The organism is Streptomyces sp. NPDC092045 (genome assembly GCF_044756005.1).
Classification (GTDB): domain Bacteria; phylum Actinomycetota; class Actinomycetes; order Streptomycetales; family Streptomycetaceae; genus Streptomyces.
Genome location: NZ_JBIVSC010000001.1, coordinates 703,730 through 726,875, shown reverse-complemented (window position 1 = coordinate 726,875; position 23,146 = coordinate 703,730). Strand labels below are relative to the sequence as shown.

Below are 23,146 nucleotides of genomic sequence, written 5' to 3'. Positions count from 1 at the left end.
TCGTTCAGTCGAGTGCGCGGAGCAGCGCGACGACCTCCCGGGCCGCCGCGTCGGCCTCCTCGCCGGCCGGCTCCGACCCCGGCTCCGCCTCCAGGAGCGGCGTGGCGTCCGCGAGCAGCGCCGCGAGCCGGCCGCCGTTCTCCCGGGTGAAGGCCTCCGAGCCCTCCCAGAAGACGTCCCGGACCGCGCGGGCGGTGAGGAACGAGCCGTCCGGGGCGGAGGTCAGGAGCTTGCCCGCGAGGGACCTTTCGAGGGCGGTCGGGGTCCAGCGCCCGCCGGCCAGGTCCTCCGCGAGCGTCCGCGCGGCGGTCCGCACCCGGTCCGCGCCGGGCACCGGGCGGGTGCCGACGAGGAGGCCGGGGATCGGGTTGGCCCGGTAGTTGTCCCAGAACGCGTCGCCGAACCGCTCCACGGACTCGGCCGGCACCTCGGGCACCTCCCACGCGTAGTCCTCGAACCCGGCCGCCGCGAGGCACTCGGCGAAGGCCTCGTGGCTCCAGCGCGAGGTGGTGATGGTGGAGGTCTCGGTGCCGATGAGGTCGGTGACCAGGACGCCCCGGTCCCCGTCAGGGGTCTCCGAGACCACCCGCAGCCCGTACGCGTCCCACTTCGGCCCGAAGGGTTCGAACTCCGGCCGTACGGTGAGCGCGACGAACCGCCCGCCCGGGGCCAGGTTGTCGTGGATGCCGCGCAGCATGGCGGTCAGTTCCGCCTTGGTGGTGGCGTAGTTGAGCAGCCACACGGCGCTCACCAGGTCGAAGACGCCCAGCCTGGGCAGCGCGACGGCGTCGCCGACGTGGTACGTGATGCCGAGCGGGTGTTCCCGCTCGGTCGCGCGGGCCAGTTCGACCATGACCGGGGAGAGGTCGACGCCGACGGCCTCGGCGGCGCCGGCGGCCTTGATCAGACGGGTGTAGTGGCCGTGCCCGCAGGCCAGGTCGAGGACCCGCAGGCCGGTCGGGTCGCCGAGCTGCTTGAGGACGTTGTGCTGCTCGGGCCCGGCGAGCGGGGCGGTGTCCTTGAAGTCCGAGTACCGGTCGCCGATCCCCGCGTACTGGTCCTGCTGCTCGCCCTCGGCGGGCGCGCCCGCCGGATGGGGGGCGAAGTCGGTGTAGCCGGTGGCCCCGCCCTCGTGGAAGGTGTCCTCGTCGGGCTCGGTCAGCGGGAGGCCCCGGCGGATCCGCTCGGGCAGGTCGGGGTTGGCGGAGAAGTACCGCGCGAAGGCCACGGCGTCGGCGGCCCCGGCGGCGAGCCGCCGCGCGCCGGTCTCCGGGTCGGTCGGGTCGTCCCCGGTGAACGGGTTGGTGAGCAGGGTGCCCGCCCAGCGCTCGCGCACCAGCCGGTTCAGCCGCTCGTCCGCGCTCTCCACCAGGTGCAGATAGGCGAGCCGTCCGGCGTCGAGAGCGTCCGCGAGCAGCCCGTAGACCACCGCGGGGTCCTGCTCGACGGTGTCGTTGTAGCCGCTGGCGGGCGAGATCCGCAGCGCCACCCGGTCCGCGCCGATCGCGTCGGAGACGGTGCGGACGGCCTCGACGGCGAAGCGGATCCGGGCGGCGGGGTCGCCGCCGTAGCCGTCCTCGCGGAGGTTGGTGTTGTCGCAGAGGAACTGGTGGATCAAGTACCCGTTGGCGCCCTGGAGTTCGACCCCGTCGAAGCCGGCCTCGACCGCCGCGGCGGCGGCCGCCGCGAAGTCCGCCAGGGTCGTGGCGATGTCCTCGGCGGTCATCGCGCGCGGCTCCACGGTCGGCACGAGCCCCTTCGGGGTGCGGGCGTCGCCGAGCGCGGTCACGGCGGACGGCGCGAGCGGCCGTAAGCCCTCGGGCAGCAGGTCGGGGTGGGCGATGCGGCCGTGGTGGGAGAGCTGCGCCACGATGCGCCCGCCCGCCCGGTGCACCGCGCCGGTGACCTCGGCCCAGCCGGCGATCTGCTCGGGGGTGTGCAGTCCGGGCTGGCCGACCGGGCCGGCGGCGGCCGGGCTGATCCGCACGCCCTCGGTGACGATCAGCCCGGCGGAGGCCCGCTGGGCGTAGTACCGGGCCACCAGCGGGCCGGGCACGCCGTCGGCGCCGGCGCGGTTGCGGGTCATGGGGGCCATGACGACGCGGTTGGGCAGGGTCAGGGCGCCGGCGGTGAGCGGGTCGTACAGGGTTGGCATGGGTCTCTCTCCGTAGGGTGCTTCGGAAGTCCGGCGGTTCAGGCGTTTCCGGGCCGGGCGTCCGCGGCCCCGGCCGCTCCGGTCCAGGTGGTGAGCTCGATGCCGTCGCCGAGCGGCAGGTCGAGCGAGACGTAGCCCCGGTCCCGGTCACGGATCCGCTCCAGATACGCGGGGGGCAGCATCGAGAGGTTGTCGGAGACGATCACGGCTCCGGGCGCGAGGACGGGTTCCAGGACCTCCAGGACCGGCAGGTACAGCTCCTTCCAGCCGTCGAGGAGGACGAGGTCGACGGGCGCGTCGAAGGCGCGCAGCAGCTCCAGCGCGTCGCCCTCCCGCACGTCGACGAGGTCGGCGAGCCCGGCCTCGTCGAGGTTGGCCCGGGCCCGGCGCACCTTGCTCCCGTCGAGCTCGGTGGTGACGAGCCGGCCGCGGCCGTTCTCCCGCAGGCCCGCCGCGATCTGCACGGCCGAGGTGCCGAAGGAGGTGCCGAACTCCACGACGAGCCGGGGCCGCAGCATGCGGACCAGGGTGTACAGCAGCCGCCCGGTGTGCGGGTCGACGGGGAGCAGCGCGTCGGCGCAGAGCGCGCTGGCCTCGGCGGGGGTGGGCGGGGCGGCCAGCCGGGCGGCGTTGGCGTGGGCGCGCTCCATCACCTCCTTGTCGTCCCGCTCGGCCTGGGAGTACAGCCGGTTCAGGACGGCGCGGACGGCGGGGTCGTCGAGCCCCGCGGGGCCCGGGGCGGCGGACTGGACGGTCATGGCGGGTCTCCCGCTCTCAGAGGGACGCGAGCAGGTCGCGGCGGACGTAGCTCTGGGCGTTGTAGATGGTCCGGCGGGTGTCGGTGATGGCCCGGCGGCCGTGCATCACCCGGGTGTTGTCGATGAGCGCGACGTCGCCGTCCTGCCACTCGATGTCCTCGGTGAGGCGGTCGGTGAGCCGCTTCATGCGGGCGGTCAGCTCCTCGCCCAGCGGGCTGCCGTCGGCGAAGGAGATGACCGGCTTCTCGTAGTTGTAGGACGGGCCGAAGACGCTGTTGGCCCAGGAGAGCCGCTCGCCGAAGAGCGTGGCGTGGGCGGCGCCCGTGCGGTACGTGTAGTGGGCGGAGCCGTCCTCCAGCTGGACGAGCGTGGTGGACGCGCGGCCGTCCGGGGCGCTCTCGACCAGGGCGCGGAAGTCCTCGAAGGTGATGTCCTCCAGGGGCTTGGCGCCGCCGGTCTGGTGCAGGACGAACTGCTTCCACTTGGCTTCCTCGACCCGGCGCGCGTACGTGATGTCCTGCGCGAAGGCGGCCCGGTCGGCCTCCTCGGCGGCGTCCCACACGCGGTAGCCGTCGCACACGGTGGTCTGCGAGCCGTGGGAGGCGGCCTTCTCGCAGAGGAACCAGGTCAGGTCGGGCCCGAAGGGGCTGTTGCCGTTCTCCAGGTGGAGGCCGACGGCGTCGGTGCCGGCGTCGACCTTCTGCGCCACATCGCCGCCGTGGAAGGAGCGGGCGGGGTCGAGGGTCACGCGGTCGGAGTGGTTCTTGACGAAGAGGGAGAACTCCTCGACGGAGGGGCGGAATCCGCGCAGGACGACGTGCCCGGCCTCGGCGAGCAGCCGCACGACGGCGCGCGGGTCCAGGTCGCCGAGGGACGCCCCGTCGGCGCCGGGCGTGACGAGCTTTCCGGTGCCCGTGCCGAGGGGCGTGATCTCCGGCCGGCTCACAGACATGTTGACCTCTCGTTCTTCGCGGTTGTCATCGCGATCGGTGAGTGAGGAGGTGCTCGACGACGGCCTTGCGCATGGGGCGTCCGGTGACGGTGAAGAGCCTGCGGTACGCCTCGTCGTCGGCGCCCATCAGGTGGACGGTCTCGACCCGTTCGACCTCGGAGAGGTGTTCGGCGCCGAACGCGGCGAGCGCGCGCTCCGCCTCGGTCCGGTCGGCGGCGGGGTCGATCACGAACAGGCCGTGCAGGGCGGGCAGGTCGTTGCCGACGACGGCGACGGCGCGGACGAAGGGCAGCCGCGCGTACTGGGCCTCCACCCACTCGGGCGCCACGTTGCGGCCCGCCGAGGTGATGATGACGTTCTTCCTGCGTCCGGTGATGGTGAGGTAGCCGTCCTCGTCGACGCGGGCGAGGTCCCCGGTGTGCAGCCAGCCGTCGACGACGGCGCAGCTGGAGGGGTCCTCGCGGGTGTAGCCGTCGAAGAGGGAGGAGCTGGAGACGAGCAGTTCGCCCTCCTCGTCCAGCCGGACCCGGACGTGCGGGAGCGGGCGGCCCACGGTGCCGATGCGGCGGGCGCCGGGGGTGTTCCAGCTGACGACGGAGCTGTTCTCGGAGAGTCCGTAGCCCTCGTACACGGCGATCCCGAACGCGTCGAGTGCGCGCAGCGTCTCCGGGTGGACGGGGGCGCCGCCGCAGCAGATCAGGGGGGCCCGTTCGGTGCCGAACAGGGCGGGGGCGACGTCCAGTCCGTCGGCGGCGGCCCGGCGGGCGGCGTCGAGGAGGGCGTTGGCGAGCGCGGGGGTGGCGACGAGGGCGGTGGGGCGGGCGGCGGCGAGCTGCGGCAGCGCGGCCTCGACGGCGCCGCCGCTGGTGCCGACGAGCGGCGTGCCGGGCGGCAGCAGGGTCAGGCAGCCGCCGTCGAGCAGCACCAGGTACAGGCCGGTGACCTGCTCGATGAGGAGGCTGAAGGGGACGAAGGAGAGGTAGCCGGTGAAGGCCTCGGCGGGCATCGCCCCGTGCAGGGAGTCGATGAGGGCGCCGACGCCGTGGGCCCGGATCCGTACGCCCTTGGGGCGCGAGGTGGTCCCCGAGGTGTGGATGATCTTGCAGATCCAGTCCTCGTCGCCGTCGGGCACGGCGTACGGTGCGGTGCCGCCCGCGAGCGCGGCGAGGGAGACCTCGACGACCCGGCAGCCCTCGGGCAGCACCGGCCCCCACTCGGCGAGCCGCGCGGCGCCCTGCGCGTCCACCAGGCAGACGTCGGCCTCCTCCAGGAGCCCGGCGGCCTGTTCGCGCGAGAAGGCCAGCGGTACGGGGACCTCGGTGGCGCGCAGCGCGAGCAGGGCGAGGTCCGCGACGACGAACTCCGGCGTGTTGCCGCACAGGACGCCGATCCGGCCGGCTCCGGCGCCGATCCCGTCGGCGAGCGCCCGGGCGGCCCGGGTGATCTCCCGGTAGCCGTGGGCGGCGGCGACGCCGCCCCGGCCGTCGAGGACCCGGACGAGGGGCCGGTCGGTCTCGGCGTGGCGGCGCAGCGCGTTCTCAACGGCCCGCACGGCCGACCACCTCCCGGGGCGTGGTGGCGTCGGTGAGGAGTTCGACGACGGGCGCGAAGAAGGCGTACCGGCCGGTCGCCCCGGCGAACAGGCCGGCGAGCCGGGCGAGGTCGATGAAGCCGACGGTCGGACGCTGGTCGTAGTACGTGCCCCAGGCGGCCCGCTCCTCCGGCGTCAGGTGGTCCGGGTCGGCCTCGCCGAGCACGGTGTAGTTGATGTCGAGGCGGGCGAGCAGGTCGCGGAGCTGCCTGGTGACGGTGCACAGGATGTGCTCCATGCCCATCGTCCAGGCGATGATCGGGATGACCCGGATCAGTTCGCGTCCCGCCCCGCCGGGTCCCGCGAGCGCCCCGATCTCGATGATCCGGTCGCGGTCGACGGGGGTGCCGGTGCGGGCCGCGATGGCCTCCTCGATGCGGGTGCCGAGGTAGCGCTCGGAGAAGAAGGGCCGGTCCGGGGCGGCGTACGTACACCCGGCGCAGGCCAGGACGGTCCCGCCGGGCACCGGGTCGCGCTCGGAGGGGACGGCCAGGACGAACGCGTCCGGGTCGGGCTTGACGTCGGCGGCGTGGGTCTCGGCGTAGGTGGTGCGGGCGAGTTCGCCGGCCCGGTGCCAGCCGTCGGTGTCCCGCAGGGCCAGGGATATCTTCAGCACGTCCGTGTCTCCGCTCGCGAGTGCTCGGGGTCGGGCAGACGGTGCGCCCAGGGACGGATCTGTTCGAGCTGGGCGGCGAGGGCGAACAGGGTCGCCTCCTCGCCGAAGCGTCCGGTCGCGTGGACGCCCACGGGGAGTCCGGCGGCGGTCCGGTGCAGCGGGACGGACATGGCGGGCTGCCCGGTGAGGTTGGCCAGCGGGGTCTCGTGGCAGAACTCGACGGCCCGCAGGAGCTGCCGGCGGGGGGAGCCGGTGGCGAAGGTGCCGAGCGGCGGGGCCGGTTCGGCGGTGACCGGGCCGAGCAGCACGTCGTGCTCCTCGTGGAAGGCGGCGAGTCCGCGCGCGGCCCGCTGGAGGGCGGTGACGGCGAGCAGGTAGTCGGCGGCGCTCAGGCTCCGGCCCCGCTCGTACAGGTCCCAGGTGAGCTCCTCGAAGCCGTCCGGCTCCGGGGTCCGGCCGCTGAGCAGCGCGTACGAGGTGATGGCGGAGGACACTCCGGCGGCCCAGAGCGCCAGGAACGGTTCGACCAGGTCGGCGAAGGCGACGGCGGGTTCGGCCTCGGTCACGTCGTGGCCCAGGTCGGCGCAGAGCCCGGCGGCCTCGCGGACGGCCTCCGCGCAGGCGGGGTCGAGCCGGCCGCCGCTGCCGGTCCTGAGGGTGAAGGCGATGCGCAGGGGCCGCAGGCGGGGGGCTTCGAGGACGGCCCGGAGGAACGAGCCGGCGGGGGCGGGCGGCGCCCAGTAGGGGTCGCCGGGGGCGGGGCCCGCGACGGCGTCGAGCACGGCGGCGCTGTCCCGGACCGAGCGGCTGACCACGTGCTCGGAGGCGAGTCCGTTCATGAGGTCGCCGACGGCGGGTCCGAGCGGGGTGCGGGCCCGGGTGGGCTTGAGGCCGAAGACCCCGCAGTTGGAGGCGGGGATGCGGATGGAGCCGCCGGCGTCGTTGGCGTGCGCGACGGGGACCAGGCCGGCGGCGACGGCCGCGGCGGAGCCCCCGCTGGAGCCGCCGGCGCTGCGCGCGGGGTCCCAGGGGTTGCGGGTGGGTCCCTGGTGGCGGGGTTCGGTGGTGGGCAGCACCCCGAACTCGGCGGTCTTGGCCTTGCCGAGGACCCGCAGGCCGGCGGCGCGGAACCGGTCGCCGAGCTCGCTGCCCCGGTCGGGCACGAAGCCGGCGAGGAAGCGCGAGCCCATGGTCGCCTCGATGCCGGCGACGGTGGGGCCGAGGTCCTTGAGGAGGAACGGCACTCCCCGGAGCGGTGACTCCCGGGACGGCGGTCCGTGGGGCGGCGCTCCCCCGAGCGGTTCCCGCGGCTCCTTCTCGGCCTCGGCGAGCGCCTGCCCGAAGGCGGTGACGGCGACGGAGCCGATCGGGCCGTCGTACCGCTCGATCCGGTCGACGGCGGCGGCGATCAGTTCGGCCTCCGTCAGCTCCCCGTCACGGACGAGCCGGGCCTGCGCGTGCCCGTCGAGCCCCCGTAATTCCCCTAAGGAGGTCATGCGGCCTCTCCCCTCCCAGCCGATAGCTTTTATTAAAGCTTTCTCCTGAGAGAGTAGCCTCCGGGCGGAGGTCCATCAACCGCCCCCGGTGCGCGGGGCTTGCCCGCGTGCCGCAAAAATGGGATAGGTGCGTCAGGACGGCACCACGGGCAGACGAGCGGCCCGCCGCACGACGAGGAGATGCATGAACAACCAAGCCCCGGCCGGGGCGATCCCCCTGGACCGGCTGGCCCGCCACGCGAACCGGCTGGCCCAGCTGGTGAACGCGGCCACCCGGGCCTCGTCGGCCGACGCCGGCCTCACCCAGGCCGACACCGACGTGCTGCTCGCGCTGTACCGCTCCGAGGACAACCGGCTCCGCCCGACCGCCCTGTCCGCCCTGTGCGAGCTGTCCTCCGGCGGCACCAGCAACGTGACCCTCCGCCTGGTGCAGGCCGGTTACGTCACCCGGGAGGCCAACGCCAACGACGCCCGGAGCACCTGGGTGCAGCTCACCGCGGAGGGCGAGGCCCTGGCCTGCTCGGTGCTCGTCTCGGCCACGGCGGCGCACGCGGAGCTGCTCGACCGGCTGCCGGACGGGCTCGCCGAGCGGCTCGACGACCTCCTCGCGACCGCCCTCGTCCACCTCGACCGGCGGACGAAGCCCCGCCTGCACTAGGGCCGTCCGGCGGACCGGGGCTGGGGAGGACGGGCGTCCGGTGCGGCGGCCCGCGGCGGGACTAGGGGGGCGTTTCGGCGACGCGGCAAGGTGCCGTGCCGGGCGCCGCGGCCCCGGCCATGACCCGCCGGGCGGGCCCCGGGGGGCGTCTTCCCGACAGGGCCACGATCCGGGCCAGTTGCACGGCGTTGGGGACGCCCTCGACCCGGTAGCCGCCGGACACCACGGTCGGCGTCGTCCGCACCGAGGGCCAGCGGGCCACCGCCGTGCGGTGCCGCTGCGCGTACCGGGGCGAGTCCACCGCGGCGAGGAACCGCTCCGGATCGAGCCCCGCGCGCCCGGCCGCCCCGGCCAGCACCCCGGGGTCCGCTATGTCGAGCCGCTCCCGGAAGTACGCGTCGAAGACCTGGTCCGAGTAGGCGGACCCGCGGCCCCGGTCCACCGCGTAGTGGTAGCCCTGGAGGGCGAGCCGGGTGGGGGCGGGCGGCGGGGGCTCCCGGTGGACCGGCACCCCGAGGCGGTCGGCGAGCGGGCGCACCCCGCGCTCCCAGACGCGGGCCGCCGGCAGCCTGTTCCGGGCCCCGCCCGGGGCCTCGTGGGGGTACCAGCGGACGGCCGGACCGAAGTCCTCGAGCTCCGCGGCCAGCAGACGCCGGGTCAACATGCTGAAGGGACATCCGAAATCGAACCAGGCGTCGATGACTGCGGTCATGGCCATGAAGCATACTCAAATCGCTGTTTTCCCCAGGCATGTCCAGGCCGATAATGTCACGTCCGCATCACGCCGCCATCACACGCTGACCTCGGAGGACTCCGGTCCGCGGGCCGGACCGCCCCCTTCCGCCGGACAGTCTCGCCCCGCCGGACGAACCGGGGGTGAAGAGCGCGCGACCCCCTGCCCTCACCGGGGCGTCGCGGAGACCTCCACCCGGCCGAGCAGGGTCTCGCCGTCGGCCGCGAGGACGCGCTTGCGGTAGGCGCCCGTGGCGTGGTCCGTCTCGCGCAGCTCGATCGCCCCCTCGGTCCGGGCGTGGATGTCCCCGAAGCCGGTGACCCCGAGGCCGAGGACCTTCAGCCGGGTCGGCTGGGCCGTGTCCGCGTACGGGGGCGCCTCCAGGTCCATGAGCCGGCGGGCCACCAGGCCGGCCATGCGGCGGCCGGGGGCCACCAGGCCGTGGCAGCGGCCCTCGACGGCCGCGCACTCGCCGATCGCCCAGATCCGTTCGTCGGCCGTGCGGAGCCGGGCGTCGACGAGGAAGCCGCCGCGCTCCCCGGTCGCCAGGCCCGCCGTGGCGGCGAGTTCGTCCCGGGGCCGGATCCCGGCGGAGAACACGACGAGGTCGGCCGCGAGTTCGGTGCCGTCGGCGAAGCGCACCGCCTCCGGCCCGACCGAGACCGTCCTCGCCCCGCAGTGCACCTCGATGCCGAGGTCACGGACCAGCTCCCCCAGGAGCCGGCCGCCGTCCGCGTCGACCTGGAGCGGCATCAGATGGGGCGCGGTCTCCACGACGCGGGTGCGCATCCCGAGCCTGCGCACCGCGTCCGCCGCCTCCAGGCCGAGCAGCCCGCCGCCGATCACCACCGCCGGCCGGCCGGGGCGGGCGGCGGCCCGGATCGCGTCGACGTCCTCGACCCTGCGGTAGGCGAAGCAGTGCGGCAGGTCGTGCCCGGGCACGGGCGGGACGAACGGCCGCGAGCCGGTGGCCAGGACGAGCGCGTCGTAGGGCACCCGGGTGCCGTCCGAGCAGCGCACGGTCCGGCCCGCGCGGTCGATCCCGGTCGCGGTGGTCGACAGGCGCACGTCGACGGACGCGTCCGGCGGCACGCCGGGGAGGGCGAGTTCGGCGGGGTCGCGCCCGGAGGCCAGGGTGGAGAGCGCGATCCGGTTGTAGGCGGGCCGCGGCTCCTCGGCGAGCACCACGATCCGCCACGTACCGGCGGTGTCCAGGGCGCGCAGCTCCTGGACCAGCCGGTGTCCGGACGGGCCGTACCCGGCGACGACGAGGGTCCTCACCTCGCCTCCCGGGCGGGGCCCAGCGCCGCGCACACCGCCCGGAGGGTGTCGGAGCACCCTCCGCAGCCGGTGGTCGCGCGGGTCGCCTCCACGACCGCCCCGACGGACCGCGCGCCGTCGCGCCAGGCGCGTTCGACGGCCTCCCGGTCGACGCCGTTGCAGTGGCACACCACGGACTCGTCGGGCGCTTTCCCCGCGGTGCCGAGCAGCAGCGCCAGCGGGTCGGCGGGCACGGGCGCCCCCCGGTCGTAGAGCTGGCCGACCGCCGCGATCCCCTCGGGGAGGCCGACCAGGACGGCCCGCGCGATCCGGTCCCGGACGAGTTCGAGGCGCGCGTACCGGCCGAGGGCGGGGTCGTGCAGGGTCACGGTCCGTTCGACGGGGAAGCCCGGGAAGCCCAGGCAGGCCACGTCGAGGCCGGGCACCCGGGGCCGCAGGATCGGCGAGGGGGCCGTGTACCAGGCCGGTCCGCCGGTCAGGTCGGCGGCCAGGGTCTCCGCCTGGCCCAGGGCCCCCACCAGGCCGGGCGCGCCCGTGCAGGCGCCGATCGCCCGGACGGCGGGGTCGCTGGTGCGCAGCCGCCCGTCGACGACGACGCCGTGCCGCACCCGCAGGCCCGCCCCGCGGGCGAGGGAGGTCTCGGGGACGCTGCCGACGCACCACACGACGGTGTCGGCGTCGAGGATCTCGTCCTCCTCGACCCTCTTGTCGAGCCGCAGTTCGACGCCCCAGTCCTCCAGGGCCGCCACCACCAGCGCGCCCGCCGTCGCGTCGAGGTGACGGTGCATCGGGTACGGGCCGGCGTGGGCGAGGACCACCTGGTGGCCGCGCCGCCGCAGCGCCGTCGCCGTCTCCACGCCGAGGACGCCGGCGCCGACCACGGCCACCCGGCCGTGCACCGGCCGCAGGCTGTCGTCGAGCGAGTGGAAGCCGCGCCCGGGGGCGACCGGCCGGGCCCCGGTGGCCAGGACGAGGGTGCCGTACGGTTCCGCCACGCTCTCCCCGGCCGCCGTCCGCCCGTGCACGAGCCGGCGGGCCCGGTCGATCCGGGTGATCCGGACCCCGGGCAGCACCCTGGTCCCGCGCGGTGGCGCGGGCAGGGTCACCGCCTCCGGCGACAGGCTGCCGTCGAGGACCGATCCGAGCAGGGTGCGCTGGTACGCGGGGTGGGGCTCGGCACCGAGGACGGTGACGGGGCCGCCGTGGCCGAGGGCGGCGAGCCTCTCGGTGAGCCGGTGCGCGGCGATGCCGTTGCCGACGACCACGACGCGGTCGTCGGCGCCGCACGCGCTCCGGCCCGTACCTCTTCTCCGGTGTGCCGTCCCGTTCACGTCCCGTCCCCCGTCCCCGTCGTCTGTTCTTCCTCGTCCACCGGTTCCACGCGGACCGCGCTCACCTTGAACTCCGGCATCCCGCTGCGCGGATCGAGCGCCCCGCTCGTGAGCAGGTTCGCCCGCCCCTCGCCCGGGAAGTGGAACGGCAGGAACACCGTGTCCGTGCGCAGGCTCTCCACCGTCCGCACCCGGGCCACCACCGCGCCCCGCGCCGACACCACGCGCGCGAGCCCGCCCTGCACCACTCCGGCCCGCCGGGCCGTGTCGGGGTGGATCTCCACGTACGCCTCGGGGACGGCCTCCGCGAGCTGCTCGACCCGCCGGGTCTGCGCGCCGGACTGGTAGTGGGCCAGGACCCGCCCGGTCGTCCCGTACAGGTCGAACGACCCCCCGGGCTGCTCGGCCGCGTCCCGGTGCTCGACCGGGACGAAGCGGGCCCGGCCGTCGGGGTGGCCGAAGGAGTCGAGGAAGAGCCGCGGGGTGCCGGGGTGGCCCGGCGCCGGGCAGGGCCAGTGCAGGACCTCGCCCGCGTCGAGCCGCTCGTAGCTCACGCCGGAGTAGTCGGCCCGGCCGCCCGCCGTCGCCCGGCGCAGCTCGTCGAAGACCTCGCCCGGCCGGTCGGGCCACCGCTCGGCCGGTTCTCCGAGCCGTACGGCGAGCCCGCGCAGCACCTCCAGGTCGCTGCGGACCCCCGGCGGCGGGTCGAGCAGCCCGCGCCGGCGCAGCACCCGCCCCTCCAGGCTGGTCAGGGTGCCCTCCTCCTCGGCCCACTGCGTGACGGGCAGGACCACGTCCGCGAGGCGGGCGGTCTCGGAGGGCACGAAGTCGGCGACGACCAGCAGGTCGAGCGCGGCGAGGCGCTCGGTGACGTGGCCGGCGTGCGGGGCGGAGACCACCGGGTTCGAGCCGAAGACGAGCAGGGCGCGCGGCCCGTGCTCCGTGCCGAGCGAGTCGAGCAGTTCGTACGCGCTCGGGCCGGGGCCGGGCAGGCGCTCCGGGTCGACGCCCCACACCCCCGCCACGTGCGCGCGGGCCGCCGGGTCGGTGATGAGCCGGTAGCCGGGCAACTGGTCGGACTTCTGGCCGAGTTCGCGTCCGCCCTGTCCGTTCCCCTGGCCGGTGAGGCAGCCGTATCCGCTGCCCTCCCGGCCCGGCAGTCCGAGGGCGAGGGCGAGGTTGATGAAGGCGGAGACCGTGTCGGTGCCCTTGCTGTGCTGCTCGGCGCCGCGACCGGTCAGGACGTACGCCCGCCGGGCGCCCGCCAGGAGGCGGACCGCCTCGCGCTGGGCGGCGACCGGGACGCCGGTGGTGCGCTCCGTGCGCTCCGGGGTCCAGGCGAGGGCCCGGCGCCAGGTCTCCTCGAAGCCGCCGGTCCGCTCCTCCACGTAGGCCCGGTCGAGGTGTCCGTCGACCACGGTGAGCTGCAACAGGCCGAGCGCCAGGGCGAGGTCGGTGCCGGGCGCGGGCCGCAGGTGCAGCGCGGCCCGTTCGGCGGTGGCCGTGCGGCGCGGGTCGACGACGACGAGCGCGCCGGCCCGGTCGAGGTGGCGCACGAGCGGCGGCATCGTCTCGGCCGGGTTGGCCCCGGCGAGCAGCACGACGTCGGCCCCCTCGAGGTCCGTGACGGGGAAGGGCAGTCCGCGGTCGACGCCGAAGGCGGCGTTGCCCGCCACGGCGGCCGAGGACATGCAGAAGCGGCCGTTGTAGTCGATGCGGCTGGTGCCGAGGGCGACCCGGGCGAACTTGCCGAGCAGGTAGGCCTTCTCGTTGGTGAGGCCGCCGCCGCCGAACACCCCGACGACGTCCGGGCCGTGGGCGTCCCGCAGCTCCCTCAGCCGTCCGGCGACCAGGTCGAGCGCCTCGTCCCAGGTCGCCGGGGCGAGCCGTCCGTCGGCGCCCCGCACGAGCGGTGTGCGCAGCCTGTCGGCGGTGGTCAGGACCTCGGGCGCGGTCCAGCCCTTCTGGCACAGGCCGCCCCGCTTCCCGGTGCCGGCGAGGACGGCGGGCGCGACGGTCACCCGGTCGCCGGCGGAGGTGAGTTCCGTACCGCACTGGAGCGCGCAGTACGGGCAGTGGGTGAGGACGGTCCGCCCGGTGCCGGTGCCGGCGCGGTCCGTGCCGCCGGGGCGGTCCGTGCCGTCGGGGCGGCGGCCGGCGCCGGCGTGGTCCGTGCCGTCGGCGCGGGCGGTTTCCTCGGCGCGGGCGTCAGACACGACTGGCCCCGCGGCGCCGGACCCGCGACGGTCCGAGCGGGTCGCCGTCGTCGGGCGCGGGCCGCAGGTAGACCGTCCGGACGACCACCACGCACACCACGTAGAAGCAGAGGAAGCCGAGGAAGGCGGGGGTGCCGCTGCCGCCCTCGGAGCCGTACGCGGCCCGGAAGGCGAGGTTCACCGCGACCCCGCCGAGCGCGCCGACGGCGCCCGCGATCCCGATCACGGCGCCCGAGCGCCGCCGGGCCCGGGCGAAGGCCTCGCCCGCGTCGCGGCCCGCGGTGACCTCGCGGCCGGCCTCTTCGGCGAAGACGGCCGGGATCATCTTGTACGTGGAGCCGTTGCCGATCCCGGTGAGCACGAAGAGGACCGTGAAGGCCGCGATGAACAGCCCGTACGAACCGGCCCGCGAGGCGAGCAGCAGTCCGCCCGTTCCCGCCGCCATGCCCGCGAACGTCCACGCGGTCACCCGGGCGCCGCCCCACCGGTCCGCGAGCCGCCCGCCGAAGGGGCGGGAGAGCGAGCCCAGCAGCGGGCCGAGGAAGGTGTACGAGGCGGCCTGGAGCGGGGAGGCGCCGAACTGGGTCTGGAGCACGAGCCCGAAGGCGAAGCCGTAGCCGATGAACGAGCCGAACGTGCCGACGTAGAGCAGCGAGATCCACCAGGTGTGCGCGGAGCGCAGGGCCGCGCGCTGGGCGCCCTTCTCGGCGCGCACCGGCGCCAGGTTGTCCATGCGCAGGGCGCACAGCAGGGAGACGGCGACGATCAGCGGGAGGTAGCAGGCGGCCACGTACGACGGGTGGGTGTCGCCCGCGACGGCGATGACGAGCAGGCCGAGGAGCTGGACGACGGCGACGCCGAGGTTGCCGCCGCCCGCGTTGAGGCCGAGGGCCCAGCCCTGGAGGCGCTGCGGGTAGAAGGCGGTGATGTTGGTCATCGAGGAGGCGAAGTTGCCGCCGCCGACGCCGCCGAGCGCGGCGATCAGCAGGAAGACCCAGAGCGGGGTGCCCGGCCGCTGCACGAAGTGGGTGGCGGCACAGGCGGGCACGAGGAGGACGGCGGTCGCGAAGACGGTCCAGTTCCGGCCGCCGAAGCGGAGGACGGCGTGGCTGTACGGGATGCGGAGCGCGGCTCCGACGAGGGTGGGGGTGACGACGAGCAGGAACTTCTCGTCGGGCGTGAACGGCAGCCCGATGCGGGGGGACATGAAGAGCACGAGGACCGACCACATGCTCCAGACGGAGAAGCCGATGTGCTCGGAGGCGATGGAGAGGGCGAGGTTGCGGCGGGCGACGCGTCTGCCCCGGGTCGCCCATAAGTGCTCGTTCTCCGGGTCCCAGTGCTCGATCCAGCGGCCGGTTCTTCTGCTTGGGTTCATCACTCGCCCTCCGGGCCGGATTCCGCACTGCGTCGACGAGTTTGCTTTCCGGACAGGAATCTTGGGCAGCGCCCGGGGACAGCGTCAACGGCCCGTTTGAGGGTCCGTCAAGTCCGCTCGCCACGGCTCGGCGCCGGGTGTCCCCGCCGCCGTGAACCCTTCGGCGGAGGCGCGTGAACAGGCGTGATCCGGCTGCGGTCGCGCGGGAGAACGCCGTGGTCGCGCGGGAGAACGCCCTAGCCGCGCGGAGGAACACCGTGGTCGCGCGGAGAACACCGCGAACGCACGGAGGAACGCCGCGGCCGTGCGGGCCGGCCGGCCCCGTCCCCCTTTCCCCGTACGCCCCGGGAACCCCCGGCTTCCCCGTACGCCTCAGGCGTCCCCGTCCAGCATCCGGGTCAGGACCTCGCGCTGGAGGGGCTTCGCCTCGGCGTGGCGGTCGAGGCCCTTCTCCGTGAGCTTCACCTGGACGCCGCGCCGGTCCTCGGGGCACATCCCCCGGGCGACCAGGCCGTCCTTCTCCAGGCGGGCGACGAGCCGGGACAGCGCGCTCTGGCTGAGGTGGACGCGGCCGGAGAGTTCCTGGACCCGCCAGGCCGCCGGGCCGTCCCCGGACGCGCCCTCGGCGAGGACGTCGAGGACCTCGAAGTCGCTGGCGCCGAGTCCGTACGGATGGAGGGCCCGGTCGAGCTCACAGGTCGTGCGGGCGTGCAGGGCGAGGACGTCACGCCACTCCTCCACGAGCGCGCGTTCGGACTTGTTCGCTGCCATGGCCGCACGTTAGCAGAGACGACCCCTTTTGTTGCACGAGAATTAAATGCACTTGCATTCAATGCATGTGCATGTACTGTCTCCGTCCATGACCTCTCCGCTCACCGACGTCCCCAAGTCCGCGCAGGAACGCTGGAGTCCGCGCCTCTGGGGCACCCTGCTCGTGCTCTGCGCCGCGATGTTCCTCGACGCCCTCGACGTCTCCATGGTCGGCGTCGCCCTGCCCTCGATCGCCGCCGACCTCGACCTGTCCACCGCCACCCTCCAGTGGATCGTGAGCGGCTACATCCTCGGCTACGGAGGGCTGCTGCTCCTCGGCGGCCGCGCCGCCGACCTGCTCGGCCGGCGCCGGGTCTTCCTGGTCGCGCTCGCCGTCTTCGCGGTCGCCTCGCTGCTCGGCGGGCTCGTCGACTCGGGGCCGCTGCTCATCGCCAGCCGGTTCGTCAAGGGGCTCAGCGCCGCCTTCACCGCCCCCGCCGGCCTGTCGATCATCACGACCACCTTCGAGGAGGGCCCGCAGCGCAACCGGGCCCTGTCCCTCTACACCACCTGCGCCGCCACCGGCTTCTCCATGGGCCTCGTCCTGTCCGGGCTGCTCACGGAGCTGAGCTGGCGCTGGACCATGCTGCTCCCCGCCCCCGTCGCCCTGATCGCCCTCGTCTTCGCGCTGCGCCTCATCCCGCACAGCGCCCGCGACGACTCCTCCGGCGGCTACGACCTGCCGGGCGCCGTCACCGGCACGGCCGCGATGCTGCTGCTCGTCCTCACCGTCGTCGAGGCGCCCGAGGCGGGCTGGGCCTCCGCCCGCACCCTGCTCTCCTTCCTCGCGGCCGCCGCCCTGCTCGTCGCCTTCGTCCTGATCGAACGGCGCAGCCCGAGCCCGCTGGTGCGGCTCGGGGTGCTGCGCTCCGGCTCGCAGGTCCGGGCCCAGCTCGGCGCGGCGGCGTTCTTCGGCTCGTACGTCGCCTTCCAGTTCATCGTGACCCAGTACATGCAGTCGCTGCTCGGCTGGTCCGCGCTCCAGACGGCGCTCGCCTTCCTCCCGGCCGGCGTGCTGGTGGCCCTCTCGTCCACGAAGATCGGCGGGATCGTGGACCGGTTCGGCACGCCCCGGGTGATCGCGACCGGCTTCACCCTGCTCGTCGTCGGGTACGCGCTCTTCCTGCGCGTCTCGCTCGTCCCGCAGTACGCGGCCGTCGTCCTGCCGTCGATGCTGCTCATCGGCGCGGCCTGCGCCCTGGTGTTCCCCTCGCTCAACATCCAGGCCACCAACGGCGTGGCCGACCGCGAGCAGGGCATGGTCTCGGGCCTGCTCAACACCTCGATCCAGGTCGGCGGCGCGTTCTTCCTCGCCGTGACCACCGCCGTCGTCACCGCGGGCGGCGGAGACGGCGGGGACGCCTCCCCGCAGGCGGTCCTGGACGGCTTCCGCCCGGGCCTGGCCGTGATCGCGGTCATCGCCCTCGCCGGACTGCTCGTCACCCTGCCGGGTCTGCGGAGGCCGCGGGGCGCGGCGACCGGGTCGGTCGTGGTCGCACGCTCCCCGGACACCGGCCCGGTCGCCGGGGACGCGCCGGCGGGCGACACCGCCGCCGACGCCCCGGCCCCCGGGGAGGTCCCGGCGAAGGTCGCCCTCCGCGACTGACCGTCCGGAGGGAAACGGGGGAACACGGGGGAACGGGGGACGCGGCCGTCCGGCGCTTCGGCGACGGGCGGCCGCGCCCGGACGTCCCCGGCCCGCGCCGTCCCGGGTCGCCCCGCGGGTTCAGCCGCGCGGGAGCAGGCCCACGTCCTGGCCCAGGCGGCGGGCCGAGGCGGTGAAGAAGGCGTCGCGGTCCTCGACGACGCGGTGGAACTGGCCGAAGACCTCGAAGGAGACGAGACCGAAGAGCTGCGACCAGGCGGCGACGAGCGCGGCGGCGAGGGCCGGGGGGAGGTCCGGGGCGATGTCGGCGGCGATCCGCTCGGCCTCGGGGCGCAGGGCGTCCGGGAGCGGGGGGAGGGCGAGGCCCTCGCCGGTGTGGGCCAGGCGGAGGATCCCGACGAGGGCGAGGCCGACGCGGGCGGCAGGGGCGATCGTGTCCTGGGGAGCGGCGTAGCCGGGGACCGGGGAGCCGTAGATCAGGGCGTACTCGTGGGGGTGGGCGACCGCCCAGGCGCGGACCGCCCGGCAGACGGCGGTCCAGCGGTCGAGGGGGCGCTGCCCGGCGGAGTCGGCGGCGGCCCGCTCGGCGGCGGCTCCGACGGCGTCGTAGGCGTCGACGATCAGGGCGGTGAGGAGGTCGTCGCGGCTCGGGAAGTAGCGGTAGAGCGCGGAGGACACCATGCCCAGCTCGCGGGCGACCGCCCGCAGGGACAGCTTGGCGGCGCCCTCCGCCGCGAGCTGGGCGCGGGCCTCGTCCTTGATGGCGGCGGTGATCTCGATGCGGGCGCGGGCGCGGGCTCCTTGAACGGGCGTCATGGAGAGCAGTGTGCCACTTCCGGAGCAGCGCATCGAAACAAGAGCGCCGCACCGGAACGAGAGCATCACATAAAAACGAGAGCACCGCTCTTGCTTGCGAACGCCGAACCGTGCACACTGATCCCAAGAGAGAGCACCGCTCTCGAATTGTTCGCCCACCCGCTCCATCCGCTCCGCTCGCCGACGGAAGCCCCCAGGAGGCAGCCATGTCCGCCCAGCCCGCCGACCCCACCGGCTCCTCCCCTGCCGGCCCTCCCGCCTCCGGCCCCTCCCCCGCCACCGGTTCCGCCGCCGCCCACGTCCTCAAGCCCGGCTGGTTCACCGTGAACGTCCTCAACCGCCTGGTCGCCTGGACGACCCGCCGGGGCATCAGCGTCTGGGGGTCCCGCGTGCTCGCCGTCCGGGGCCGCAAGAGCGGCGCATGGCGCCGCACCCCCGTCAACCTCCTGACGGTGGACGGCGCCCAGTACCTCGTGGCCCCCCGCGGCCACGTCCAGTGGACCCACAACATGCGGGCGGCCGGGGGCGGAGAGCTGCACCTCGGCAAGCACGTGCAGGAGTTCACCGCCGTCGAGGTCGCCGACGACGCCAAGCCCCCGCTGCTCCGCGCCTACCTCAAGCGCTGGAAGGCGGAGGTCGGCGTCTTCTTCGACGGGGTCGGCCCGGACTCCTCCGACGCCGAACTGCGCGCCGCCGCCCCGAAGCACCCCGTCTTCCGCATCACGACGACGGGCTTCGCCGGCCCGGCCGCGTGAACGGGCCGGGCCGGCGAAGCCCGTACGCGTCGACCGGGGTTCCCGGCGTCCGCGGCGGACCGCCGCGGACCGGGGTCAGGCGTCCGCCCGCGTCCCCCCGGCGCTCCCGGCGCTGTCGACGCCCTCCGCGCCCTCGGAGCCTTCCGCGCCCTCGGCGCCTTCCGGCTCCGACGCGTCCCGCTCCTTCGCCGTGACGCCCCGGCCCGCCGGGCCGACGCCGGACGAGGTGTCCATCCGCTTGTCCAGGAGTTCGAGCGCCCGCCGGGCCAGACCGTTCGAGCGGACCATGCCGCCGAGGGTGGCCGAGCCCCGGGTGATGTCGGCGAAGGCGTTCCAGGCCGGCCGCAGGCCCGTGAGCGTGGCGTGCAGCAGCCCCGGACGGCGCTCGAAGACGGCGAGCATCCGCCGCCCGACCGCCATCTCCACGCCGAGGCCCGCCTTGATCGCGAAGGCGTAGTTCAGCGCCTGGCGGCGGGCGTCGACCGCGTCGTTCGCCTCGGCGACCCGCACCGCCCACTCGCCCGCGAGGCGGCCCGAGCGCAGCGCGTACGAGATGCCCTCGCGCGTCCACGGCTCCAGGAGGCCGGCCGCGTCGCCGCAGACCAGGACCCGGCCGCGGGAGAGCGGCGAGTCGTCGGTGCGGCAGCGGGTCAGGTGGCCGGAGGAGACCGAGGGCTCGAACCCGGCCAGGCCGAGCCGGGCCACGAAGTCCTCCAGGTACCGCTTGGTGGCGGCCCCCTCGCCGCGCGCCGAGATGACGCCGACGGTCAGCGTGTCGCCCTTGGGGAACACCCAGCCGTAACTGCCGGGCATCGGGCCCCAGTCGATGAGGACGCGGCCCTTCCAGTCCTCGGCCACGGACGGCGGCACGGGGATCTCCGCCTCCAGGCCCAGGTCGACCTGGCCCATCTTCACCCCGACGTGAGCGCCTATGCGGCTGGCACTGCCGTCGGCGCCGACGACCGCGCGCGCCAGGATCGTCTCGCCGTCGGCGAGGACGACGGCGGCGGTCCGCCGGTCCGGCACCACCGGCCCGTGCTGCTCCACCCGGGTCACCGTGGCGCCGGTCCGCAGCTCGGCGCCGGCCTTCTGCGCGTGCTGGACGAGCTGCGCGTCGAACTCGGGCCGGTTGATGAGGCCGAAGAGCATCCGGCGCGAGCGGCGGGTGCGGGCGAAGCGCCCTTCGAGGGAGAAGGTGACGGCGTGCACCCGGTCCTGGAGGGGCAGTTCGAAGCCCGGCGGGAGCGAGTCGCGGGAGGGGCCGATGATGCCGCCGCCGCAGGTCTTGTACCGGGGCAGCTCGGACTTCTCCAGGAGGAGCACCCGGCGCCCGGCCACCGCCGCCGCGTAGGCCGCGGACGCGCCGGCCGGTCCGGCGCCGACGACCACGACGTCCCAGACGTCCGCCTCGACGTCCGGGTCGGCCGCCCCGCCGTCCACGGCCGGGACCGCGTCCGCGGGGGCGTTCTCCGCCGCGTCCGCGGGCCCGCTGTCCCCGACGGGGTGCGCGACGTCATCCGCGCCCCCGTCGCCCACCGCGCCCGGGGTGCCGCCCTCCGCCGCCTCCGCACCCGTGCCCTCAGGAGCCGCGCCCTCGGGCTCGGTGTTCTCCGGACCGTCGTTCCCTGCGTGCTCGCTGCTCACGATGTGCTTCTGCTCCTGATCCGACCGGGGGTCTGCTCCTGACGCATCCTACGGCGCGGTAGCCGGAGCCCCGGCCGTAGGATCGACGGTGCGTTCGCCGCGCCACGAGACGCGACGACGCCGTCCTCTCCGTCGTAACGTCGCACCCACCAGGAGCGTGCCCATGACCGCGAATCCGATCGCCGAGACCGTACGGTCCCTGATGCCCCGCGCCAGGGCGGAGCTCACGGAGCTGGTGGCCTTCGAGTCGGTGGCGGACGAGAACGTGGCCCCCCGCAGCGAGTGCGAGGCCGCGGCGAACTGGGTCGCGGACGCGCTGCGCGCCGAGGACTTCCGGGACGTGGCGCTGCTCGACACCCCGGACGGCTCGCAGGCCGTGTACGGCATACTCCCCGGCCCGGCCGGCGCGCCGACCGTCCTGCTCTACGCGCACTACGACGTGCAGCCGAAGCTGGACGAGTCCGCGTGGCTCTCCCCGCCGTTCGAGCTGACCGAGCGCGACGGGCGCTGGTACGGGCGCGGCACGGCCGACTGCAAGGGCGGGGTGATCCTGCACCTGCTCGCGCTGCGCGCCCTGAAGGCGAACGGCGGCGTCCCGGTGACGGTCAAGGTGATCGTCGAGGGCTCGGAGGAGCAGGGCACCGGCGGTCTGGAGCGGTACGCCGAGGCGCACCCCGAGCTGCTGGCCTCCGACGCGATCGTCATCGGCGACGCGGGCAACTTCCGGGTGGGCCTGCCGACGGTGACCGCGACCCTGCGCGGCATGACGATGATCCGGGTGCAGATCGACACCCTGGAGGGCAACCTGCACTCCGGTCAGTTCGGCGGCGCCGCCCCGGACGCGCTCGCCGCGCTGATCCGGGTGCTCGACTCGCTGCGCGGCCCGGACGGTTCGACCGTCGTCGACGGCCTGCCGGGCGACCGGGTGTGGGAGGGCCTCCAGTACCCGGAGGAGAACTTCCGCCAGGACGCCAAGGTGCTGCCGGGCGTGGACCTGCCGGGCGGCGGCACGGTCGCGGACCGCATCTGGGCGCGCCCCGCCGTCACCGTCGTCGGCATCGACTGCCACCCGGTGGCCGGCGCCACCCCGTCCGTCCCGAGGACGGCCCGCGCGCAGATCAGCCTGCGGGTGCCGCCGGGCCAGGACGCGGCCGAGGCGACGAAGCTGCTCTTCGCCCACATCGAGAACCACACCCCGTGGAACGCCCGGGTGACCATGGAGCAGGTCGGCCAGGGCCAGGCCTTCCAGGCGGACACGTCGAGCCCGGCGTACGCCTCGATGGCCGAGGCGATGGAGGTCGCGTACCCCGGCCAGGAGATGCAGACGGCCGGTCTGGGCGGCTCGATCCCGCTGTGCAGCACGCTGGCCTCGCTGTACCCGGAGGCGGAGATCCTGCTGATCGGCCTGAGCGAGCCGGAGGCGCAGATCCACGCGCCCAACGAGTCCGTGTCGCCGGAGGAGCTGGAGCGCCTGTCGGTGGCCGAGGCGCACTTCCTCCTCAACTACGCGCGCTCGAAGCGGGCCTGACGCCCCTTCGGTTCCCGATCGGGTTCAGCGTTCGGCGAAGCTCGCCGAGAGCGTAGAACCGGGCGGCGGGCCTGCGCGGACGCGTAGGTTCGCCGCATGGACCCCATCACGGTGACCCCGCGGCTGCACCTGCTCGACCACTCCGTCGGCCAGGCCTACCTCTGGCGGGACGAGGAGGAGCTGACCCTGATCGACGCGGGCTGGGCGGGTACGGCGGACGCGACGGCGGCGGCCGTACGGGCGGCCGGCCTGGACCCGGACCGGCTGCGCCGCATCGTGCTGACCCACTGCCACCGGGACCACGTGGGTGCGGCCGGGGAGCTGGCGGAGCGCCACGGGGCCGAGATCGTGGCGCACCGCTTGGACGCGCCGGTGGTGCGGGGCGAGGCCCCGGTCCCCGAGCCCGACCTCCTGGACTGGGAACTCCCGCTGTACGAGCACGGTCTGACCGTGCCGGAGGCGCCGCCGACCCGGGTGGACCAGGAGGTCGAGGACGGCGAGGAACTCGGTTTCGGCGACGGGGCCGTGGTGGTCCACGTCCCCGGTCACACCCCGGGCTCGATCGCCGTGCACCTCCCCCGCCACGGCGTGCTGTTCGCCGGGGACACGGTGGCCTCGGTCCAGGAGGTGACCTTCGGCGTGTTCCACGTCGACCGCGCCCTCGCCCTGGAGTCGATGCGGAGGCTGGCGGAGCTGGACCCGTCGGTGCTGTGCTGCGGCCACGGCGCGCCGGTGGTCACGGACACGGCGGCCCGGCTGAGGGCGGCGGCGACGGCCGGGGCGGTCGTCCCGACCTGAGCGGCCCCGGCCGGGGCGCCCCGG

The 23,146-nt window shown here is 75.2% G+C and carries 19 protein-coding genes; 5 read left to right on the top strand and 14 right to left on the bottom strand.

Translation table 11 applies throughout. The features are described 5' to 3' along the window. Positions 1-4 precede the first annotated feature (4 nt). The 6 genes from ACIQKA_RS03400 to ACIQKA_RS03375 are packed head-to-tail and all read right to left on the bottom strand — an operon-like array spanning position 5 to position 7,568. On the bottom strand, positions 5-2,155 hold the full coding sequence (locus ACIQKA_RS03400) for a methyltransferase domain-containing protein (RefSeq protein ID WP_383156338.1): 2,151 nt from the start codon (positions 2,153-2,155) through the stop codon (positions 5-7). Positions 2,156-2,193: 38 nt separating this feature from the next. Next, a complete protein-coding gene (locus ACIQKA_RS03395; protein WP_391093827.1) occupies positions 2,194-2,913 on the bottom strand; it encodes a class I SAM-dependent methyltransferase in 720 nt (239 codons plus the stop codon). A gap of 16 nt (positions 2,914-2,929) precedes the next feature. Then, positions 2,930-3,865: a TauD/TfdA family dioxygenase gene (locus ACIQKA_RS03390; RefSeq protein ID WP_383156342.1), complete on the bottom strand. Its 936-nt coding sequence runs from the start codon at positions 3,863-3,865 to the stop codon at positions 2,930-2,932. Positions 3,866-3,890: 25 nt separating this feature from the next. After that, positions 3,891-5,417: an AMP-binding protein gene (locus ACIQKA_RS03385; RefSeq protein ID WP_383435865.1), complete on the bottom strand. Its 1,527-nt coding sequence runs from the start codon at positions 5,415-5,417 to the stop codon at positions 3,891-3,893. Continuing rightward, entirely contained in the window at positions 5,404-6,072 is a 669-nt protein-coding gene (locus tag ACIQKA_RS03380; protein ID WP_383156346.1) for a thermostable hemolysin, read from the bottom strand. The genes ACIQKA_RS03385 and ACIQKA_RS03380 overlap by 14 nt, the downstream gene beginning before the upstream one ends. Continuing rightward, positions 6,066-7,568, bottom strand: a complete 1,503-nt coding sequence (locus ACIQKA_RS03375; protein ID WP_383156348.1) for an amidase — start codon at positions 7,566-7,568, stop codon at positions 6,066-6,068. Before ACIQKA_RS03375 ends, ACIQKA_RS03380 begins: the two co-directional genes overlap by 7 nt. Positions 7,569-7,752: 184 nt before the next feature. On the opposite strand from ACIQKA_RS03375, the gene ACIQKA_RS03370 reads away from it, so the two are divergent. After that, positions 7,753-8,226, top strand: a complete 474-nt coding sequence (locus ACIQKA_RS03370) for a MarR family winged helix-turn-helix transcriptional regulator (protein WP_383156350.1) — start codon at positions 7,753-7,755, stop codon at positions 8,224-8,226. Positions 8,227-8,287: 61 nt separating this feature from the next. On the opposite strand, the gene ACIQKA_RS03365 is transcribed toward ACIQKA_RS03370, so the two are convergent. The 6 genes from ACIQKA_RS03365 to ACIQKA_RS03340 form a co-directional block, all read right to left on the bottom strand. Then, positions 8,288-8,938: a DsbA family protein gene (locus ACIQKA_RS03365; protein ID WP_383156353.1), complete on the bottom strand. Its 651-nt coding sequence runs from the start codon at positions 8,936-8,938 to the stop codon at positions 8,288-8,290. A gap of 189 nt (positions 8,939-9,127) precedes the next feature. Continuing rightward, positions 9,128-10,240: an NAD(P)/FAD-dependent oxidoreductase gene (locus ACIQKA_RS03360; protein WP_383156355.1), complete on the bottom strand. Its 1,113-nt coding sequence runs from the start codon at positions 10,238-10,240 to the stop codon at positions 9,128-9,130. Next, complete coding sequence (locus ACIQKA_RS03355) at positions 10,237-11,571, bottom strand: FAD-dependent oxidoreductase (protein ID WP_391093830.1); 1,335 nt, start codon at positions 11,569-11,571, stop codon at positions 10,237-10,239. The genes ACIQKA_RS03360 and ACIQKA_RS03355 overlap by 4 nt, the downstream gene beginning before the upstream one ends. Then, positions 11,568-13,787 carry a molybdopterin oxidoreductase family protein gene (locus ACIQKA_RS03350; protein ID WP_402539816.1) on the bottom strand — a complete coding sequence of 740 codons (2,220 nt, stop codon included), beginning with the start codon at positions 13,785-13,787 and terminating at the stop codon, positions 11,568-11,570. The genes ACIQKA_RS03355 and ACIQKA_RS03350 overlap by 4 nt, the downstream gene beginning before the upstream one ends. Then, on the bottom strand, positions 13,780-15,165 hold the full coding sequence (locus tag ACIQKA_RS03345) for a nitrate/nitrite transporter (protein ID WP_383156362.1): 1,386 nt from the start codon (positions 15,163-15,165) through the stop codon (positions 13,780-13,782). The genes ACIQKA_RS03350 and ACIQKA_RS03345 overlap by 8 nt, the downstream gene beginning before the upstream one ends. 372 nt (positions 15,166-15,537) lie before the next feature. Continuing rightward, the gene (locus tag ACIQKA_RS03340) at positions 15,538-15,936 is read right to left on the bottom strand and encodes a MarR family winged helix-turn-helix transcriptional regulator (protein ID WP_383156364.1); all 399 of its coding nucleotides are present in this window, start codon (positions 15,934-15,936) and stop codon (positions 15,538-15,540) included. A gap of 88 nt (positions 15,937-16,024) precedes the next feature. On the opposite strand from ACIQKA_RS03340, the gene ACIQKA_RS03335 reads away from it, so the two are divergent. Further along, a complete protein-coding gene (locus ACIQKA_RS03335; protein WP_402539814.1) occupies positions 16,025-17,581 on the top strand; it encodes an MFS transporter in 1,557 nt (518 codons plus the stop codon). Between the two features lie 120 nt (positions 17,582-17,701). On the opposite strand, the gene ACIQKA_RS03330 is transcribed toward ACIQKA_RS03335, so the two are convergent. Beyond that, complete coding sequence (locus ACIQKA_RS03330) at positions 17,702-18,397, bottom strand: TetR/AcrR family transcriptional regulator (RefSeq protein ID WP_383435887.1); 696 nt, start codon at positions 18,395-18,397, stop codon at positions 17,702-17,704. Between the two features lie 206 nt (positions 18,398-18,603). Here ACIQKA_RS03330 and ACIQKA_RS03325 point away from each other — a divergent pair, with 206 nt between their 5' ends. Beyond that, the gene (locus tag ACIQKA_RS03325; protein ID WP_402539812.1) at positions 18,604-19,152 is read left to right on the top strand and encodes a nitroreductase family deazaflavin-dependent oxidoreductase; all 549 of its coding nucleotides are present in this window, start codon (positions 18,604-18,606) and stop codon (positions 19,150-19,152) included. A gap of 75 nt (positions 19,153-19,227) precedes the next feature. Here ACIQKA_RS03325 and ACIQKA_RS03320 read toward each other — a convergent pair whose 3' ends face one another. Then, positions 19,228-20,796: a geranylgeranyl reductase family protein gene (locus ACIQKA_RS03320; RefSeq protein ID WP_402539811.1), complete on the bottom strand. Its 1,569-nt coding sequence runs from the start codon at positions 20,794-20,796 to the stop codon at positions 19,228-19,230. Between the two features lie 163 nt (positions 20,797-20,959). Here ACIQKA_RS03320 and ACIQKA_RS03315 point away from each other — a divergent pair, with 163 nt between their 5' ends. Next, the gene (locus ACIQKA_RS03315) at positions 20,960-22,324 is read left to right on the top strand and encodes a dipeptidase (protein WP_383438582.1); all 1,365 of its coding nucleotides are present in this window, start codon (positions 20,960-20,962) and stop codon (positions 22,322-22,324) included. 96 nt (positions 22,325-22,420) lie between these two features. After that, on the top strand, positions 22,421-23,122 hold the full coding sequence (locus tag ACIQKA_RS03310) for an MBL fold metallo-hydrolase (protein WP_402539810.1): 702 nt from the start codon (positions 22,421-22,423) through the stop codon (positions 23,120-23,122). The last annotated feature ends 24 nt before the right edge of the window (positions 23,123-23,146 follow it).

Excerpts from the sequence above, each read along its gene's own strand:
- ACIQKA_RS03400 (WP_383156338.1), bottom strand. The coding sequence starts at position 2,155 with ATGCCAACCCTGTACGACCCGCTCACCGCCGGCGCCCTGACCCTGCCC.
- ACIQKA_RS03395 (WP_391093827.1), bottom strand. The coding sequence starts at position 2,913 with ATGACCGTCCAGTCCGCCGCCCCGGGCCCCGCGGGGCTCGACGACCCC.
- ACIQKA_RS03390 (WP_383156342.1), bottom strand. The coding sequence starts at position 3,865 with ATGTCTGTGAGCCGGCCGGAGATCACGCCCCTCGGCACGGGCACCGGA.
- ACIQKA_RS03375 (WP_383156348.1), bottom strand. The coding sequence starts at position 7,568 with ATGACCTCCTTAGGGGAATTACGGGGGCTCGACGGGCACGCGCAGGCC.
- ACIQKA_RS03370 (WP_383156350.1), top strand. The coding sequence starts at position 7,753 with ATGAACAACCAAGCCCCGGCCGGGGCGATCCCCCTGGACCGGCTGGCC.
- ACIQKA_RS03365 (WP_383156353.1), bottom strand. The coding sequence starts at position 8,938 with ATGACCGCAGTCATCGACGCCTGGTTCGATTTCGGATGTCCCTTCAGC.
- ACIQKA_RS03345 (WP_383156362.1), bottom strand. The coding sequence starts at position 15,165 with ATGAACCCAAGCAGAAGAACCGGCCGCTGGATCGAGCACTGGGACCCG.
- ACIQKA_RS03340 (WP_383156364.1), bottom strand. The coding sequence starts at position 15,936 with ATGGCAGCGAACAAGTCCGAACGCGCGCTCGTGGAGGAGTGGCGTGAC.
- ACIQKA_RS03335 (WP_402539814.1), top strand. The coding sequence starts at position 16,025 with ATGACCTCTCCGCTCACCGACGTCCCCAAGTCCGCGCAGGAACGCTGG.
- ACIQKA_RS03330 (WP_383435887.1), bottom strand. The coding sequence starts at position 18,397 with ATGACGCCCGTTCAAGGAGCCCGCGCCCGCGCCCGCATCGAGATCACC.
- ACIQKA_RS03325 (WP_402539812.1), top strand. The coding sequence starts at position 18,604 with ATGTCCGCCCAGCCCGCCGACCCCACCGGCTCCTCCCCTGCCGGCCCT.
- ACIQKA_RS03315 (WP_383438582.1), top strand. The coding sequence starts at position 20,960 with ATGACCGCGAATCCGATCGCCGAGACCGTACGGTCCCTGATGCCCCGC.
- ACIQKA_RS03310 (WP_402539810.1), top strand. The coding sequence starts at position 22,421 with ATGGACCCCATCACGGTGACCCCGCGGCTGCACCTGCTCGACCACTCC.